The organism is Streptomyces sp. NBC_00247 (assembly GCF_036188265.1).
In the GTDB taxonomy this organism is placed as follows: domain Bacteria; phylum Actinomycetota; class Actinomycetes; order Streptomycetales; family Streptomycetaceae; genus Streptomyces.
In genome coordinates this window covers 320,697-335,785 of sequence record NZ_CP108093.1, presented here as the reverse complement: position 1 = coordinate 335,785, position 15,089 = coordinate 320,697, and the positions used below count along the sequence as shown (strand labels likewise).

Below are 15,089 nucleotides of genomic sequence, written 5' to 3'. Positions count from 1 at the left end.
TTCCGCTGGCCGACGACGTCCTTCCCTGGGACGATTCTGTGGTCGACGACCCGACAGGAGGGCGAGGAATGACCGGCACCGCACCGCTGCCCGCGCGCGCCGTGGTCGTCGGCGGCGGCCTCGCGGGCATCACCTCCGCCCTCCGCCTCGCCGACGCGGGGCTCGACGTGACCCTCCTCGAAGGCCGTCCCCGGCTCGGCGGTCTCGCCTTCTCCTTCCGCCGGGGCGATCTGACGGTCGACAACGGACAACACGTCTACCTGCGCTGCTGCACCGGGTACCGCTGGTTCCTCGACCGGATCGGCGCGGCCCACCTCGCCCCCCTCCAGGACCGCCTCGACGTACCCGTGCTCGACGTGGGCCGGCCCGCCGGGCCCCGCCTCGGGCGGCTCCGGCGCACCAATCTGCCCGTACCGCTGCACCTCGCCGGCGGCCTGGCCGCCTACCCGCACCTCTCGCTCGCCGACAAGGCGTCCGTGGGCCGGGCCGCACTCGCGCTCGGCCGGCTCGACCCGGCCGACCCCGCTCTGGACGACGTCAGCTTCGCGGACTGGCTCCGCCGGTACGGGCAGTCCCCGAGGGCCGTCGAAGCCCTCTGGGACCTCGTCGGGGTCGCCACTCTCAACGCGACCGCCGAGAACGCCTCGATGGCGCTCGCCGCGATGGTCTTCAAGACCGGCCTGCTCTCCGAGCCCGGCGCCGCCGACATCGGATGGGCGGCCGTGCCCCTCGGTGAACTCCACGACACCCTCGCCCGCAAGGCCCTCGACTCCGCCGGGGTGCGCACCGAACTGCGCGCCAAGGCCACCTCGCTCGCCCGCGCGGAGGGCGGCACCTGGACGGTGGAGACCGAGAGCGAGCGGATCGAAGCCGACGTCGTCGTTCTCGCCCTTCCGCAGCGGGAGACCCACGCGCTGCTGCCCGCCGGAGCCATCGAGGACCAGGACCGGCTGCTCGCCATCGAGGACGCCCCCATCCTCAACGTCCACGTCGTCTACGACCGCAAGGTGCTGCGCCGGCCGTTCTTCGCCGCGATCGGCTCACCGGTCCAGTGGGTCTTCGACCGCACCGAGCCCTCCGGGCTCCGGGGTGGCGGCCAGTACGTCGCGCTGTCGCAGTCGGCCGCCGGAGACGAGATCGACCTGCCCGTCGCCGAACTGCGCGCCCGCTACCTGCCCGAACTGGAGCGCCTCTTCCCGGCGGCGAGAGGCGCGGGCATCCGCGACTTCTTCGTCACCCGCGAGCGCACCGCGACCTTCGCGGCGGCCCCCGGCGCCGGCCGGCTCCGCCCCGGAGCCCGGACGAGACTGCCGGGACTCGCCCTGGCGGGCGCGTGGACGGCGACAGGATGGCCCGCCACCATGGAGGGCGCCGTCCGCAGTGGAACCACCGCCGCCACAGCAGCGCTCCAGGGGCTCAGGAGCCCCGAAGAACATCCGCTGCAGGAGGCGGCATGAGCAGTACCACCGGAACAAGAGGAGAGTCAGTGACCCCGGCGAATCCGGCTTTCGACACCGTGGCGGACACCACGGACGTCACCGCGCTTCTGGAGCGCGGACGGGCCCTGTCAGCGCCGGTGCTGCGGGCTGCCGTGGACCGGCTCGCGCCGCCCATGGACACCGTCGCCGCCTACCACTTCGGCTGGATCGACGCCGACGGGCAGCCCGCCGCGGGAGACGGCGGCAAGGCCGTGCGCCCCGCGCTCGCACTGCTGTCGGCCGAGGCGGCCGGCGCCCCCGCCGAAGCCGGTATCCCCGGCGCGGTGGCGGTCGAACTCGTGCACAACTTCTCGCTGCTGCACGACGACCTGATGGACGGCGACGAGCAGCGCCGTCACCGCGACACGGTCTGGAAGGTACACGGCCCGGCCCAGGCGATCCTCGTCGGCGACGCGCTGTTCGCGCTGGCCAACGAGCTCCTCCTGGAGCTCGGCACCGTCGAGGCGGGGCGCGCGGCGCGCCGCCTGACCACCGCCACCCGCAAGCTCATCGACGGCCAGGCGCAGGACATCTCCTACGAGCACCGCGAGCGGGTCACCGTCGAGGAGTGCCTGGAGATGGAGGGCAACAAGACCGGCGCCCTCCTCGCCTGCGCCGTCTCCATCGGCGCGGTGCTCGGCGGCGCCGACGACCGCACCGCCGACATCCTGGAGTCCTACGGCTACCACCTGGGCCTCGCCTTCCAGGCCGTCGACGACCTGCTCGGCATCTGGGGCGACCCGGAGTCCACCGGCAAGCAGACCTGGAGCGACCTGCGCCAGCGCAAGAAGTCGCTGCCGGTGGTCGCCGCACTCGCCGCGGGCGGTCCGGCCTCCGAGCGGCTCGGCGCACTGCTGTCCGCCGACGCCAAGAGCAGTGATTTCGACAGCTTCTCCGAAGAGGAGTTCGCCGCCCGCGCGGCACTCATCGAGGAGGCGGGCGGCCGTGAGTGGACCGCCCAGGAAGCCCGCCGTCAGCACGCCGTCGCCATCGAGGCGCTGAACGGTGTCGACATGCCGAGTGAAGTACGGGCGCAGCTCATCGCGCTCGCCGATTTCGTCGTCGTCCGAAAGAGATGATCACCATTCGTATATGACTCGCAGTCGCCGGCCGGTGTCCCTCGGGGCACCGGCCGACGGAGACCCCAGCACAGCAGAGGACCGAACTGCACGAAGGGGAAGCCATGACAGCGACGACCGACGGAAGCACCGGGGCTGCGCACCCTCGCACGGTCCCGGGCGATCCGACCGACACAACCATCACGGCGGACGACGTACTGGTCGCCGCCCGGCGGGCCGCGGAACGCTCCGTCGAGCATCTGCTCGGCAGACAGGACGAGCAGGGCTGGTGGAAGGGCGACCTGGCCACCAACGTCACCATGGACGCGGAAGACCTGCTGCTGCGCCAGTTCCTCGGTATCCAGGACCCCGACATCCTCGAGGCCGCCGCGCTCTTCGTCCGCGGCGAGCAACTCGGTGACGGCACCTGGGCCACCTTCTACGGCGGCCCGAGCGACCTCTCCGCCACCATCGAGGCGTACGTGGCGCTGCGGCTGGCCGGTGACCGGCCGGACGAGCCGCACATGGCCAGGGCCGCCGCCTGGGTGCGGGACCAGGGCGGCATCGCCGCCTCCCGCGTGTTCACCCGGATCTGGCTCGCCCTCTTCGGCTGGTGGAAGTGGGACGACCTCCCGGAACTGCCACCCGAGCTGATGTTCTTTCCTTCCTGGGTACCTCTCAATATCTATGACTTCGGCTGCTGGGCCCGTCAGACCATTGTTCCGCTGACCATCGTCTCGGCGAAGCGGCCCGTACGGCCCGCTCCGTTCTCCCTCGACGAACTGCACACCGATCCGTCCCGTCCCAACCCGCCGGTGCGCAAGGCCTCGCCGGTGAGCTGGGACGGAGTCTTCCAGCGGCTGGACAAGGCGCTGCACCTCTACCACCGGGTCGCACCGCGCCGGCTGCGCCGGATCGCGATGAACGCCGCCGCCCGGTGGATCATCGAACGCCAGGAGAGCGACGGCTGCTGGGGCGGGATCCAGCCCCCCGCCGTCTACTCCGTGATCGCCCTCCATCTGCTCGGCTACGACCTCGACCACCCGGTGATGCGTGCCGGGCTCGCCTCGCTGGACCGGTTCGCCGTACGACGCCCGGACGGCGCGCGCATGATCGAGGCGTGCCAGTCGCCGGTGTGGGACACCTGCCTGGCCGTCATCGCGCTCGCCGACGCCGGGGTCTCCCCGGACCACCCGGCGCTGGTCAAGGCGGCCGACTGGATGCTCGCCGAGGAGATCGTACGGCCGGGGGACTGGGCCGTACGCAGGCCGCAACTCCAGCCCGGAGGCTGGGCGTTCGAGTTCCACAACGACAACTACCCGGACATCGACGACACCGCCGAGGTCGTCCTCGCGCTGCGCCGGGTCCGTCACCCCGAACCCGCCAGGGTCGAGTCGGCCATCGAGCGCGGGGTGCGCTGGACGGTCGGCATGCAGTCGCGCGGGGGGGCCTGGGGCGCCTTCGACGCGGACAACACCAGCCCGTTCCCCAACCGGCTGCCGTTCTGCGACTTCGGCGAGGTGATCGACCCGCCCTCCGCCGACGTCACCGGCCACGTCGTGGAGATGATGGCCTACGAGGGACGTGCCGGTGATCCGAGCGCCCGCCGTGGAGTGGAGTGGCTGCTCGCCGAACAGGACGCGAGCGGGGCCTGGTTCGGCCGCTGGGGCGTCAACTACGTCTACGGAACAGGGTCGGTGGTTCCCGCACTGATCGCCGCCGGGCTGCCCGCCTCCCACCTCGCCGTCCGCAGGGCCGTGGCATGGCTCGACTCCGTCCAGAACGACGACGGCGGCTGGGGCGAGGACCTGCGCTCCTACCAGGACAGCAAGTGGATCGGCCGGGGCGAGTCGACGGCCTCGCAGACCGCCTGGGCCCTGCTCGCCCTGCTGGCCGCAGGGGAGCGCGAGAACCCCGCGACCGTCCGGGGGATCAACTTCCTGACCCGGACCCAGCAGGAGGACGGGTCCTGGGACGAGCCGTACTTCACCGGGACCGGCTTCCCCTGGGACTTCTCCATCAACTACCACCTCTACCGCCAGGTCTTCCCCCTCACCGCGCTCGGGCGCTACGTGCACGGTGACCCCCTCGCGGCCCGGGTCGCGAGCCCGGCGGGGATCTGATGGGCGGGCCGCGGCCCCCCGGCGGACCGCCGCCTTCGCTGCTCGTCGCCTGCGCGCTCGGCATCGAGCAGTTCGCCCTGCGGAGCGGTCCGCGCGGCGGCGGTCCCGTCACCGTGCTGCGGACGGGCATGGGACCGAAGGCGGCCGAGACCGCGCTCGGACGTGCCCTGGTCCGTGAGGAGATGCGCGGCGCCGCCGTCGTCGCCTCGGGGTTCTGCGCCGGCCTCGCGCCCGGGATGCACCCGGGCGATCTGGTCGTCGCCGAGGAGACCAGGTCCGCGCACGGGAACACCGCCTGCGACGGTGTATCCGTGCTGGTGGACGCGGTGTCCCGGCTGTTTCCCGGCCGGACCGTGCACACCGGCCCCCTGACCGGCTCCGATCACGTCGTGAGGGGCGCCGAGCGGGCGGCCCTCGCGGCGACCGGGGCCATCGCCGTGGATATGGAGTCCGCGGCGACCCTCTGTACCGCTCTGCGTCATGGACCACGCCCGGTTGCGGCCGTACGGGTGGTCGTGGACGCTCCAGAGCATGAGCTCGTCCGGGTTGCCACGGTACGCGGTGGAATATCGGCTTTCCGCGTTCTTCGTGCCGTCCTGCCTGCTTTCCATGAATGGCACCGATCTTTGTTGCTCCCCCGGAGGTGAGCCAGATGGCCATGCCGCTCCGCCAAACCATCAAGGTGGCGACGTACCTTGCCGAACAGAAGATCCGCAAGCGTGAGAAGTTCCCGCTGATCGTCGAGCTGGAACCGCTGTTCGCCTGCAATCTCGCCTGCGAGGGCTGCGGGAAGATCCAACACCCTGCCGGAGTGCTCAAGCAGCGCATGCCGGTCGCCCAGGCGGTCGGAGCCGTCCTCGAATCCGGTGCCCCGATGGTCTCCATCGCCGGTGGAGAACCGTTGATGCACCCTCAGATCGACGAGATCGTCCGGCAGTTGGTGGCGAAGAAGAAGTACGTGTTCCTCTGCACCAATGCCATGCTGCTGCGCAAGAAGATCGAGAAGTTCACCCCGTCCCGGTATTTCGCCTTCGCGGTCCACATCGACGGGCTGCGCGAGCGGCACGACGAATCCGTGGCCAAGGAGGGGGTGTTCGACGAGGCGGTCGCGGCGATCAAGGAAGCCAAGAGACGCGGTTTCCGGGTCACCACCAACTCCACCTTCTTCAACACCGACACCCCGCAGACCATCATCGAGGTGCTCAACTACCTCAACGACGACCTCCAGGTCGACGAGATGATGATCTCCCCGGCGTACGCCTACGAGAAGGCACCCGACCAGGAGCACTTCCTCGGCGTGGAACAGACCCGCGAACTCTTCAAGAAGACGTTCGCGGGCGGCAACCGGGCCCGCTGGCGGCTCAACCACTCGCCTCTCTTCCTCGACTTCCTGGAAGGGAAGGCGGACTTCCCCTGCACCGCCTGGGCCATCCCGAACTACTCGCTCTTCGGCTGGCAGCGCCCCTGCTATCTGATGAGCGACGGGTACGTCCCCACGTACCGGCAGCTCATCGAGGAGACCGACTGGGACAAGTACGGCCGCGGCAAGGACCCGCGCTGCGCCAACTGCATGGCGCACTGCGGCTACGAACCCACCGCCGTGCTCGCCACGATGGGCTCGCTCAAGGAATCGCTGCGCGCGGCCCGGGAGACGGTCGCCGGCAGCCGGTAGTCCGAGGAGGGCGGTCACGGCCGGGCACCCCGGCCGTGACCGCCCTCCTTCCACCAGGAACCAGAGAGGGGCCACGTACGTGACCTTGCTGGAATCCATCGGGGGACCACGGGACCTCGCGCCGCTCGGCGGACCGCATCTGGACGAACTCGCGGCGGACATCAGGTCGTTCCTCGTGCAGGCGGTGTCCCGCAGCGGCGGGCACCTCGGTCCGAACCTCGGCGTCGTGGAACTGACCATCGCCCTGCACCGGGTCTTCGACTCGCCGCGCGACCGGATCCTGTGGGACACCGGCCACCAGAGCTATGTGCACAAACTCCTCACCGGCCGCCAGGACTTCTCCAAGCTGCGGAGCAAGGGCGGCCTCTCGGGCTACCCCTCCCGCGCCGAGTCCGTGCACGACGTCATCGAGAACTCGCACGCCTCCACCGCGCTCGGCTGGGCCGACGGCCTGGCCAAGGCCAACGAACGGCTCGGCAGGGACGACCACGTCGTCGCCGTCGTCGGGGACGGCGCACTCACCGGCGGCATGGCCTGGGAGGCGCTGAACAACATCGCCGCAGCCAAGGACCGCCCTTTGATCGTCGTGGTGAACGACAACACCCGTTCGTACTCCCCGACCATCGGCGGCCTCGCCGACCACCTCGCCACCCTCCGCACCACCGACGGCTACGAACGCTTCCTGGCCCGGTGCAAGGAACTCCTGGAGCGCACCCCCGTCGTCGGACAGCCGCTGTACGGCTCGCTGCACGGGGCGAAGAAGGGGTTCAAGGACACCTTCGCCCCGCAAGGGCTCTTCGAGGACCTCGGCCTCAAGTACGTCGGGCCGGTCGACGGTCACGACGTCGCCGCCGTCGAGTCCGCCCTGGTGCGGGCCAAGCACTTCCGGGGGCCGGTACTCGTCCACTGCATCACAGAGAAGGGCCGCGGCTACACCCCCGCCCTGAGGGACGAGGCCGACCGCTTCCACGCCGTGGGGGCGATGGACCCGCTGACCTGCCTCCCGCTGACCGCGCCCACCGGGCCCTCCTGGACCTCGGTCTTCGGCGAGGAGATCGCGCGGATCGGCGCGGAGCGCCCCGACGTGGTCGCCCTCACCGCCGCCATGCTCCACCCCGTCGGGCTCACCGAGTTCGCCTCGGCCTTCCCGGACCGGGTCGTGGACGTGGGCATCGCGGAACAGCACGCCGCGGTCTCGGCCGCGGGGATGGCCGCCGGTGGACTGCACCCCGTCGTCGCCGTGTACGCCACCTTCCTCAACCGGGCCTTCGACCAGGTTCTGATGGACGTGGCCCTGCACCGCAGCGGCGTGACGTTCGTGCTCGACCGGGCCGGGATCACCGGCACGGACGGCCCCTCCCACAACGGCATGTGGGACCTGTCGGTCCTCCAGGTCGTCCCCGGACTGCGGATCGCCGCCCCGCGTGACGCCGACCAGCTCAGAGCGCAGCTCCGGGAGGCCGTCGACGTCCACGACGCACCCACCGTCGTCAGGTTCCCCAAGGAATCCGTGGGGGAGGCGGTCCCCGCGGTCGGACGCGTCGGCTCCATGGACGTACTGCACCGGGGCGAGCGCCCCGACGTGCTGCTGGTGGCGGTCGGGGTGATGGCCCCGGTCTGCCTGGGCGCCGCGGACCTGCTGAAGGGCGCGGGCATCGGGTGCACCGTCGTCGACCCGCGCTGGGTCCGGCCGGTCGACGCGCAGCTCGCCCCCCTCGCCGCCGGCCACCGGCTGGTCGCGGTCGTCGAGGACAACTGCCGTACCGGAGGTGTCGGCTGGGCGGTCGGACAGGCGATGCGGGACGCGGACGTGGACGTCCCGCTGCGGACCTACGGGATCCCCGAGGAGTTCCTGGCCCACGCCAGACGCGACGAGCTGCTCGCCGACGTCGGACTGACCCCGGTGGAGATCGCGGGCAGCATCGGCGCGGCACTCGCGGGACGGCCCGAGGACCCGGAGCGCCGCACCGACGAGGAGACGGCGGGACCGCGACGCGAGGCGACGGCCGGAAACGCCACGGAACGAGGACGAGTGGCGCGCGGAGAGACGAAGGAGACGAGCGGGGAATGAAGGACGACAGGGCGGCCGGCGCCGCGCACACCGACGGCGCCGCGCGCACGGACAGCGCGAACCGCGCCGGCAAGGGGTTCGATCTCGCGACGCTGCTCGCGGAGCGCGGGGCCGAACGCTACGAACTGCACGCGCGCCATCTCAACCACCAGCTGCCGCGCATGCTGCACACCATCGGCTTCGACAAGGTCTACGAACGGGCCGAGGGCGCCTATTTCTGGGACGCGGACGGCGACGACTACCTCGACATGCTCGCCGGATTCGGCGTGATGGGTCTCGGCCGGCACCACCCGGTCGTCCGCAAGGCCCTGCACGACGTGCTCGACGCCTCCCTCGCCGACCTCACCCGCTTCGACTGCCAGCCGCTGCCCGGCCTGCTCGCCGAGAAGCTCCTCACCCACAGCCCCCACCTCGACCGGGTCTTCTTCGGCAACAGCGGTACCGAAGCCGTCGAGACGGCCCTCAAGTTCGCCCGCTACGCCACCGGGAAACCGCGCGTCCTCTACTGCGCCCACGCCTTCCACGGCCTCACCACCGGCTCGCTCTCGGTCAACGGCGAGGACGGCTTCCGCGACGGCTTCGCCCCGCTGCTCCCGGACACCGCCATCGCCCTCGGCGACCTCGACGCGCTGCGCCGGGAGCTCAAGCGCGGCGACGTGGCGGCACTGGTCGTCGAGCCCATCCAGGGCAAGGGCGTGCACGCGGCGCCGCCCGGCTTCCTGCGCGAGGCCCAGGAACTCCTGCACCGGCACAAGGCGCTGCTGATCGCGGACGAGGTGCAGACCGGTCTCGGCCGGACCGGCGACTTCTACGCGTACCAGCACGAGGACGGTGTCGAGCCGGACCTGGTCTGCGTCGCCAAGGCGCTCTCCGGCGGCTATGTGCCGGTCGGGGCCACCCTCGGCAAAGACTGGATCTTCAAGAAGGTCTACTCCTCCATGGACCGGGTGCTCGTCCACTCGGCGAGCTTCGGCTCGAACGCCCAGGCCATGGCGGCGGGGCTCGCGGTCCTCTCGGTGATGGAGGACGAGGAGACCGTCGCCCACGCCCGGCGCACCGGGGACCTGCTGCGGACACGGCTCGCCGCGCTGGTCGACCGGTACGAGCTGCTGCACGAGGTGCGCGGGCGGGGGCTGATGATCGGCATCGAGTTCGGCCGGCCGTCGTCGATCAAGCTGCGCGGCCGGTGGACGATGCTCCAGGCCGCCCGCAAGGGGCTCTTCGCGCAGATGGTTGTCGTACCGTTGTTGCAGAAGCACCGGATTCTCACCCAGGTGTCCGGGGACCATCTCGAAGTGATCAAGCTGATCCCGCCGCTGATCATCGGCGAGGCCGAAGTCGACCGGTTCGTGACGGCTTTCGAGTCGGTGATGGATGACGCCCACGCCGGGGGCGGCCTGATGTGGGACTTCGGGCGCACCCTGGTGAAGCAGGCGGTCGCCAACCGCTGACGACTCCTCGACCCGGTTTGCCTCTGAGGCAAGAAATTTGCCTCAGAGGAAAGTCGGTGGCGCAATGGAGGTATGAATCCCCCTGACGGAGGGGTGGCCGACGACCTCCCCGGCGTCGCCCCCCGCCTGCGCGAACTGCGCCGGAGCCGAGGCCTCACCCTGGAGGCCGCCGCGCAGCGCGCGGGACTCTCCCCGGCCCATCTCTCCCGGCTCGAAACGGGAAACCGGCAGCCCTCGCTGCCCGTGCTCCTCGGCCTCGCCCGGATCTACGGTACGACCGTCTCCGAGCTCCTCGGCGAGATCCCCCCGGAACGCGACGCGATCGTGCGCGGCGGCCGGTTCGACGGACCCGAGGCGGACGGCTGGATGTACCGCCGGGCCGGCGGTCCGGGCCGCGCCATGCAGGCCCTGCGCGTCCGCGTCCCGTACGGAGCCCAGGGCGACCTGGTGCGCGTCCACCCGGGGGAGGAGTGGCTGTACGTCCTCGAAGGGCGGCTGCGGCTCTCCCTCGGTGAATCCGCTCACGAGCTCGGGCCCGGTGACAGCGCCCACTTCGACTCGCTCACCCCGCACCGGATCGCCGCCGCCGGACCGGAGGGCGCCGAGCTGATCTTCGTACACACCCTGTTGCAGAGCCCCGCCGCCGAGCTGTGCCTCGGCGACGGGACCCGCAGGCGCTGACCTCGCCCGGCACCCCGGTGCCGTGCCCATTCCTCGTACGCCCGGCCCCGGGGGTACGGAAGAGAGGACCGTCATGTCCGATTCGGAGCACTACGACCCGCTGACCCCCCGGCAGTCCGCTGTCCGCGACACCCGGGACACCCAGGAGCGGAAGATGCCGCGCGGGATGGTCATCCGGCTCATCGCCTACCTGGTCGCCGGTCACGTCATCGCCGCCTTCCTCTACGTCCTGTTCGCCGTCGCGGGCGGCAACCAGTAGAGGAACGGCCTCGGGGAACATCGGTACAGCGGATATCGGTGAGAACGATCATGGCCGTCCAGCACAGTGATCCACTTCGCTGCTGGGGTTCGGTGAAACGCCTCCGGGCCTGTTCCGGGTTCCTCGACGCCTTCGTCCACCTCGGCTACGGCACCACCCGGATGAAGGACCTGCCCAGTTCGGTGGTCGCCCTGCTGGTGTCCGAGGCGTGCAACATCGGCCTGACCTCGGTGGTGAAACCCCCGGCTAGGAGGCCCCGACCCGGGCCCGGCTCGTACACGCCGACCAGTACTACCTGCGCGCCGACACCATCGCCGCGGCGAACGCCACGCTGATCGCCGCCCAGGTGGACATCCCGATCGTGCGCTACTGGGGCGACGGGCTGCTCGCCTCCGTGGACGGGCTGCGCTTCCAGGTGCCGGTGCGCACCATCAACGCCGCCCCGTCGCCGAAGTACTTCGGGTTCAAGCGGGGCATCACCTGGCTCGACGTCGTCAACGACCAGGTCGCGGGCATCGGGCAGATGGTCGTGCCCGGCACCCCGCGCGACTCCCTGCACATCCTGGACGCCCTGCTGAACCTCGACGGCCGCCCGACCCCACTCGGGGCGGCGTTCGCGGAGTACGGGCGTTCTGCGCACCGAGAGTTGGCATTGATCCACTCGTACCGGTGCCGCCGGAGGTGGGCGTGTGAGGCGAAGCGGCGGATGCCGGGTTGACCCACTGGCCGGCATCAGGCCGGGGTGTCGCCGCGAACGTGCCGGGGCCCGTCCTGGTCCACTGAATGTGATCACCAGGTGTCCTATACAGCCGAGATTGCCCGAATTGGCATCACCGATACGCTCGGGTACTGGACCGTGCTGTCAGGTCCGGCGCTGGAGGTCGTCGAGGACATCGATGACTACCTGCGGCACCTGCGGTTCGGGCGTGCTGGCGAAGAGTCGACGACCAGGGCCTACGCTGGCCACCTGAAGCGGTTCCACCTGTGGTGCCTTGAACAGGATCTGCCCAGGGGCCAAGCCGCCCGCGAACTTGCCCGGTACGTGATGCGGCTGCGGACGACGCCGAGGGCGAGCGGCCGCGGGCACGGCGAACTCCCGGCCGACTCGACTCTTGGCCCCGCGCAACTCCGCCCTGCGCTTGAGCCTGGGCGAAGTCCAAGCCGAGCTGCGGGCCATCCGGATCGAGCAACTCGCAGCCCGCGCTCGTGACGGCCTGAGCAACCTGCCGGCCCGCGATGGAGACCTGGACGAGATGAGGAGGCAGCGGGACACCGCGCTGGCAGGCAGCCGCCGAGCCGAAGCCGATCTCGTATCCCTGCGAAACGTCAACCAACGCCTGATGGTCGACAACAGCCGCTTGCTCCAGGCCACCTCCCAGCACGAGGCATAGGTTGACCAGTGGCGCGTTCGTGCCATCGAAGACTGACGGAGCGAGAGGGGGACTCGGTCCGTCGGGGTGAAGAAATTCCCAGGTCAGAGCAGGCTCTCTACTGGCACTCTGTTGACATGCAACCGTTTCAGGATCAGGAGCTGGGCAGTGCGATCACTGCGGCGAGCTCTCCCTCATGGGATGCCAGGGCTGCTGCGGGGCGACGCCTGGCCGCAGAACCTCAGATCGAGGGTGTCGCAGATGTCCTGCATCGTCTGCTTCTCGACGCCTATGACACTGCGGTGACCTCGGACACGGCCATAGCGCTCCTGGCCCGCGGGGACCTGCCCGGCCTGCGCGCCGTGCTCGCAGCCAGAGCCCAAGCAGCCGACGGGGGAACCGCTGACCAGCTCAGCGCCGAACTCGACGGAGACCCGCGCTGGATGACTGGCGAGGGCGTCGACCAGTTGATCCAGCAACTCCAGACGCTGACGTCGGATGCTGATCCGCAGGTTCGCGACGAGGCCCGGCGGCGACTATCGCTGCTTCGCTGAGGGGCAGCGCCGCAGTACCAAAGGCCGATGGCAGTCCCGTTCAGTCTCGGGCACGGAGCTCGCCGCGCCACTGGTATCCAACCAGTCGAACATGCCATAGACCCACTGGCGGCTATCAAGCAGTCAACCTGCGAAAACAGCGCTCACCGTTGCGCAAAACGGACGGATCGCCAAGACCGAACACCTGCTGCGGGTGGTCGACCCGGTGGACGACACCTACCGGCGGCAGATGAACCGGCAGCTCACCGTGCGGAAGTCCCGCCACAAGCTCGCGAGGGACGTGTGCCACGGCAAGCGCGGCACCATCCACCAGGCGTACCGCGCCGGCGTGGAGGACCAGCTCGGCGCGCTCGGCCTGGTCCTCAACGCCATCGTGCTCTGGACCACGAAGTACATCGACGCCGCCGTCACCCAGCTCCGCGCCGAGGGCCACGAGATCCGCGACGCGGACATCGCCCGCCTGTCCCCGCTCAAGCACCGAAACCTGAACCTGCTCGGCCGCTACAGCTTCACCGCAAGCGTCCCGGCCGCTGGCGTCCTGCGACCACTGCGCGATCCGGACACGCCGGAACTGGACGAGGACGACGGCGGCGAGGATTAAGACACGTCGTGCAAACCTTGCAACGCGCTGATCGGCTTGAGTGCCTGCTTGGCATCCGATGCACTTCCAGAGAGGCCGACGCTGAAATCGGGGATTACCTGATCTGGGTGTTCGTCTCGACCCAGTGACGCAGGTGTGCCAGCGGGGCTGCAGCACCGTGTCCGAGGTCCGTGAGGGCATAGTCGACGCGGACCGGGACTTGCGCGATCACGGTGCGGGTGATGAACCCGTAGTCCTCCAGTCGGCGCAGGGTCCGGGTCAGAACTTTCGGGCTGACGCCCTGCAGGCAGTTCTGAAGGCTGGTGAACCGGCGCGGGCCATCTTCGAGGGCTCCGATGGCCAGGGCCGACCACTTGCCGGACAGAACGTCCAGGACGTCGCGAGCCGGGCAGAGCGCGGCATAGACGTCTGCGGTGCGGCTGAGGGGTTCGGCGGGTGTCGTTGTCATGAAAGATGCCTCCTGCCTGCGACTCTACCCAAAGGGAAGCAAGGGTGCTTGCGGGTCACCAAGGGTGCCGACCTACCGTGGACCGCATCACCACTGCGGTCGCCCGAGGATTGTTGCCGCCCTTACTGGAAGAGTCGTACATGTCTGATCAGCACGTCGGTTCCGCGATGCGGGCCGTGGTCTTCACCGACTTCGGCGGCCCGGAGGTTCTGGTGCCGACGACGGTGCCACGCCCGGAACCTCTGCCCACTGAGGTTCTGGTTCGGGTGCACGCTGCTGGGATTAACCCGCTGGACCTGCGCACCCGGGCTGGTTTCCCTACCCCCGCCAGGGCGGCCCTCGGAACGGGGCCGCACATCTTGGGCTGGGACGTTTCGGGCACAGTGGTGGGGATCGGACCAGGTGAGTTCCTCTACGCGCCCGGCGACGAGGTCTTCGGCCTGCTCTGGCTGCCCCGGCCCGCCAGCGCCTACGCGCAGTACGTCACCGCGCCCTCACGGCAGTTTGCTCGGAAGCCCGCGAGCATCGACCACGACCACGCTGCCGCACTGCCCCTGGCCGGGCTGACGGCCTGGCAGTCCCTGACCGACATCGCCCAGCTCGACGGCGGCGAGCGCGTACTGATCCATGCCGCGGGGGGAGGTGTCGGCCACCTCGCCGTCCAGATGGCCAAGCACCTTGGGGCGCACGTCATCGCCACCGCTACCGCCGGCAAGCACGACTGGCTGCGCGCTCTGGGGGCCGACGAGGTGATCGACTACCGGGCCACGCCATTCGAGGAGGCCACCGGAAACATCGACGTGGTGCTCGACCTCGTCGGTATCGCCCAGCCAGATACCGCTACCCGCTCCCTCAACGTCCTGAAGCCCGGCGGGCTCTTCCTGGGTGTGGCTCCAGGCCGGCCGGCAGGCTTCACCGAGGCAGCCGCAGCAGCCGGCGTCCACGTCGCGCCCGAACCGCTGGTTGAACCCGACGGACACGGTCTCCAGAAGATCGCCCGGCTGGTGGAGGCCGGCGCGCTGGCCGTTTACCTCGACAAGGTCTTTCCTCTCGACGCTGCTGCCGACGCCCACACCTATGCGGAGACCGGGGCACGCGGGAAGACAGTCTTGCGTGTGATCTGACGACGCAGAGGCCGACACCGGCCACCTCCCCGCCGAGCTCCGCTGGACTGGCTTCCCGCCAGAGCTCCACGTCTGAGGCCCGTAGATGAGATCGATGTTGAACCGTCGGAGAAAGCATCTGCCCCTGTCGGCAAACGTTTGACGACAGGCGGCACGTGCGTCCAATGAACCGGTGCCGTCCGGGGGTTCACGACGGCCC

At 70.2% G+C, this 15,089-nt stretch carries 13 protein-coding genes and 2 pseudogenes; 14 read left to right on the top strand and 1 reads right to left on the bottom strand.

All coding sequences use genetic code 11. The annotated features are described in order from the left end of the window. Window positions 1-68 precede the first annotated feature (68 nt). The 13 genes and pseudogenes from hpnE to OHT52_RS01135 form a co-directional block, all read left to right on the top strand. Window positions 69-1,457: a hydroxysqualene dehydroxylase HpnE gene (gene hpnE, locus OHT52_RS01195; protein WP_328718198.1), complete on the top strand. Its 1,389-nt coding sequence runs from the start codon at window positions 69-71 to the stop codon at window positions 1,455-1,457. Continuing rightward, window positions 1,454-2,557: a polyprenyl synthetase family protein gene (locus tag OHT52_RS01190; protein WP_328718197.1), complete on the top strand. Its 1,104-nt coding sequence runs from the start codon at window positions 1,454-1,456 to the stop codon at window positions 2,555-2,557. Before hpnE ends, OHT52_RS01190 begins: the two co-directional genes overlap by 4 nt. Window positions 2,558-2,661: 104 nt before the next feature. After that, window positions 2,662-4,659 carry a squalene--hopene cyclase gene (shc, locus tag OHT52_RS01185; RefSeq protein ID WP_328718196.1) on the top strand — a complete coding sequence of 666 codons (1,998 nt, stop codon included), beginning with the start codon at window positions 2,662-2,664 and terminating at the stop codon, window positions 4,657-4,659. After that, window positions 4,659-5,306, top strand: coding sequence for a phosphorylase family protein (locus OHT52_RS01180; protein ID WP_328718195.1), 648 nt, complete (start codon window positions 4,659-4,661; stop codon window positions 5,304-5,306). The genes shc and OHT52_RS01180 overlap by 1 nt, the downstream gene beginning before the upstream one ends. Before the next feature lie 5 nt (window positions 5,307-5,311). Beyond that, window positions 5,312-6,331, top strand: a complete 1,020-nt coding sequence (gene hpnH / locus OHT52_RS01175) for an adenosyl-hopene transferase HpnH (protein WP_328718194.1) — start codon at window positions 5,312-5,314, stop codon at window positions 6,329-6,331. A gap of 79 nt (window positions 6,332-6,410) precedes the next feature. Continuing rightward, complete coding sequence (dxs, locus tag OHT52_RS01170; protein ID WP_328718193.1) at window positions 6,411-8,402, top strand: 1-deoxy-D-xylulose-5-phosphate synthase; 1,992 nt, start codon at window positions 6,411-6,413, stop codon at window positions 8,400-8,402. After that, on the top strand, window positions 8,399-9,853 hold the full coding sequence (locus OHT52_RS01165) for an aspartate aminotransferase family protein (RefSeq protein WP_328718192.1): 1,455 nt from the start codon (window positions 8,399-8,401) through the stop codon (window positions 9,851-9,853). Before dxs ends, OHT52_RS01165 begins: the two co-directional genes overlap by 4 nt. A gap of 72 nt (window positions 9,854-9,925) precedes the next feature. Continuing rightward, window positions 9,926-10,534, top strand: coding sequence for a helix-turn-helix domain-containing protein (locus tag OHT52_RS01160; protein WP_328718191.1), 609 nt, complete (start codon window positions 9,926-9,928; stop codon window positions 10,532-10,534). A gap of 73 nt (window positions 10,535-10,607) precedes the next feature. Beyond that, the gene (locus OHT52_RS01155; protein ID WP_328718190.1) at window positions 10,608-10,793 is read left to right on the top strand and encodes a DUF6126 family protein; all 186 of its coding nucleotides are present in this window, start codon (window positions 10,608-10,610) and stop codon (window positions 10,791-10,793) included. Between the two features lie 113 nt (window positions 10,794-10,906). Then, window positions 10,907-11,394, top strand: a pseudogene (locus OHT52_RS01150) (Tn3 family transposase); the annotation flags it as partial. Window positions 11,395-12,046: 652 nt separating this feature from the next. Further along, entirely contained in the window at window positions 12,047-12,184 is a 138-nt protein-coding gene (locus OHT52_RS01145; protein WP_328718189.1) for a hypothetical protein, read from the top strand. 116 nt (window positions 12,185-12,300) lie between these two features. Next, entirely contained in the window at window positions 12,301-12,717 is a 417-nt protein-coding gene (locus OHT52_RS01140; protein ID WP_328718188.1) for a hypothetical protein, read from the top strand. 115 nt (window positions 12,718-12,832) lie between these two features. After that, window positions 12,833-13,318 (top strand): annotated as a pseudogene (locus OHT52_RS01135) (Tn3 family transposase); the annotation flags it as partial. A gap of 94 nt (window positions 13,319-13,412) precedes the next feature. On the opposite strand, the gene OHT52_RS01130 reads toward OHT52_RS01135, so the two are convergent. Beyond that, window positions 13,413-13,766, bottom strand: coding sequence for a winged helix-turn-helix transcriptional regulator (locus OHT52_RS01130; protein ID WP_328718187.1), 354 nt, complete (start codon window positions 13,764-13,766; stop codon window positions 13,413-13,415). 77 nt (window positions 13,767-13,843) lie between these two features. On the opposite strand from OHT52_RS01130, the gene OHT52_RS01125 reads away from it, so the two are divergent. Next, a complete protein-coding gene (locus tag OHT52_RS01125) occupies window positions 13,844-14,890 on the top strand; it encodes an NADP-dependent oxidoreductase (RefSeq protein ID WP_328718186.1) in 1,047 nt (348 codons plus the stop codon). Window positions 14,891-15,089: the final 199 nt, after the last annotated feature.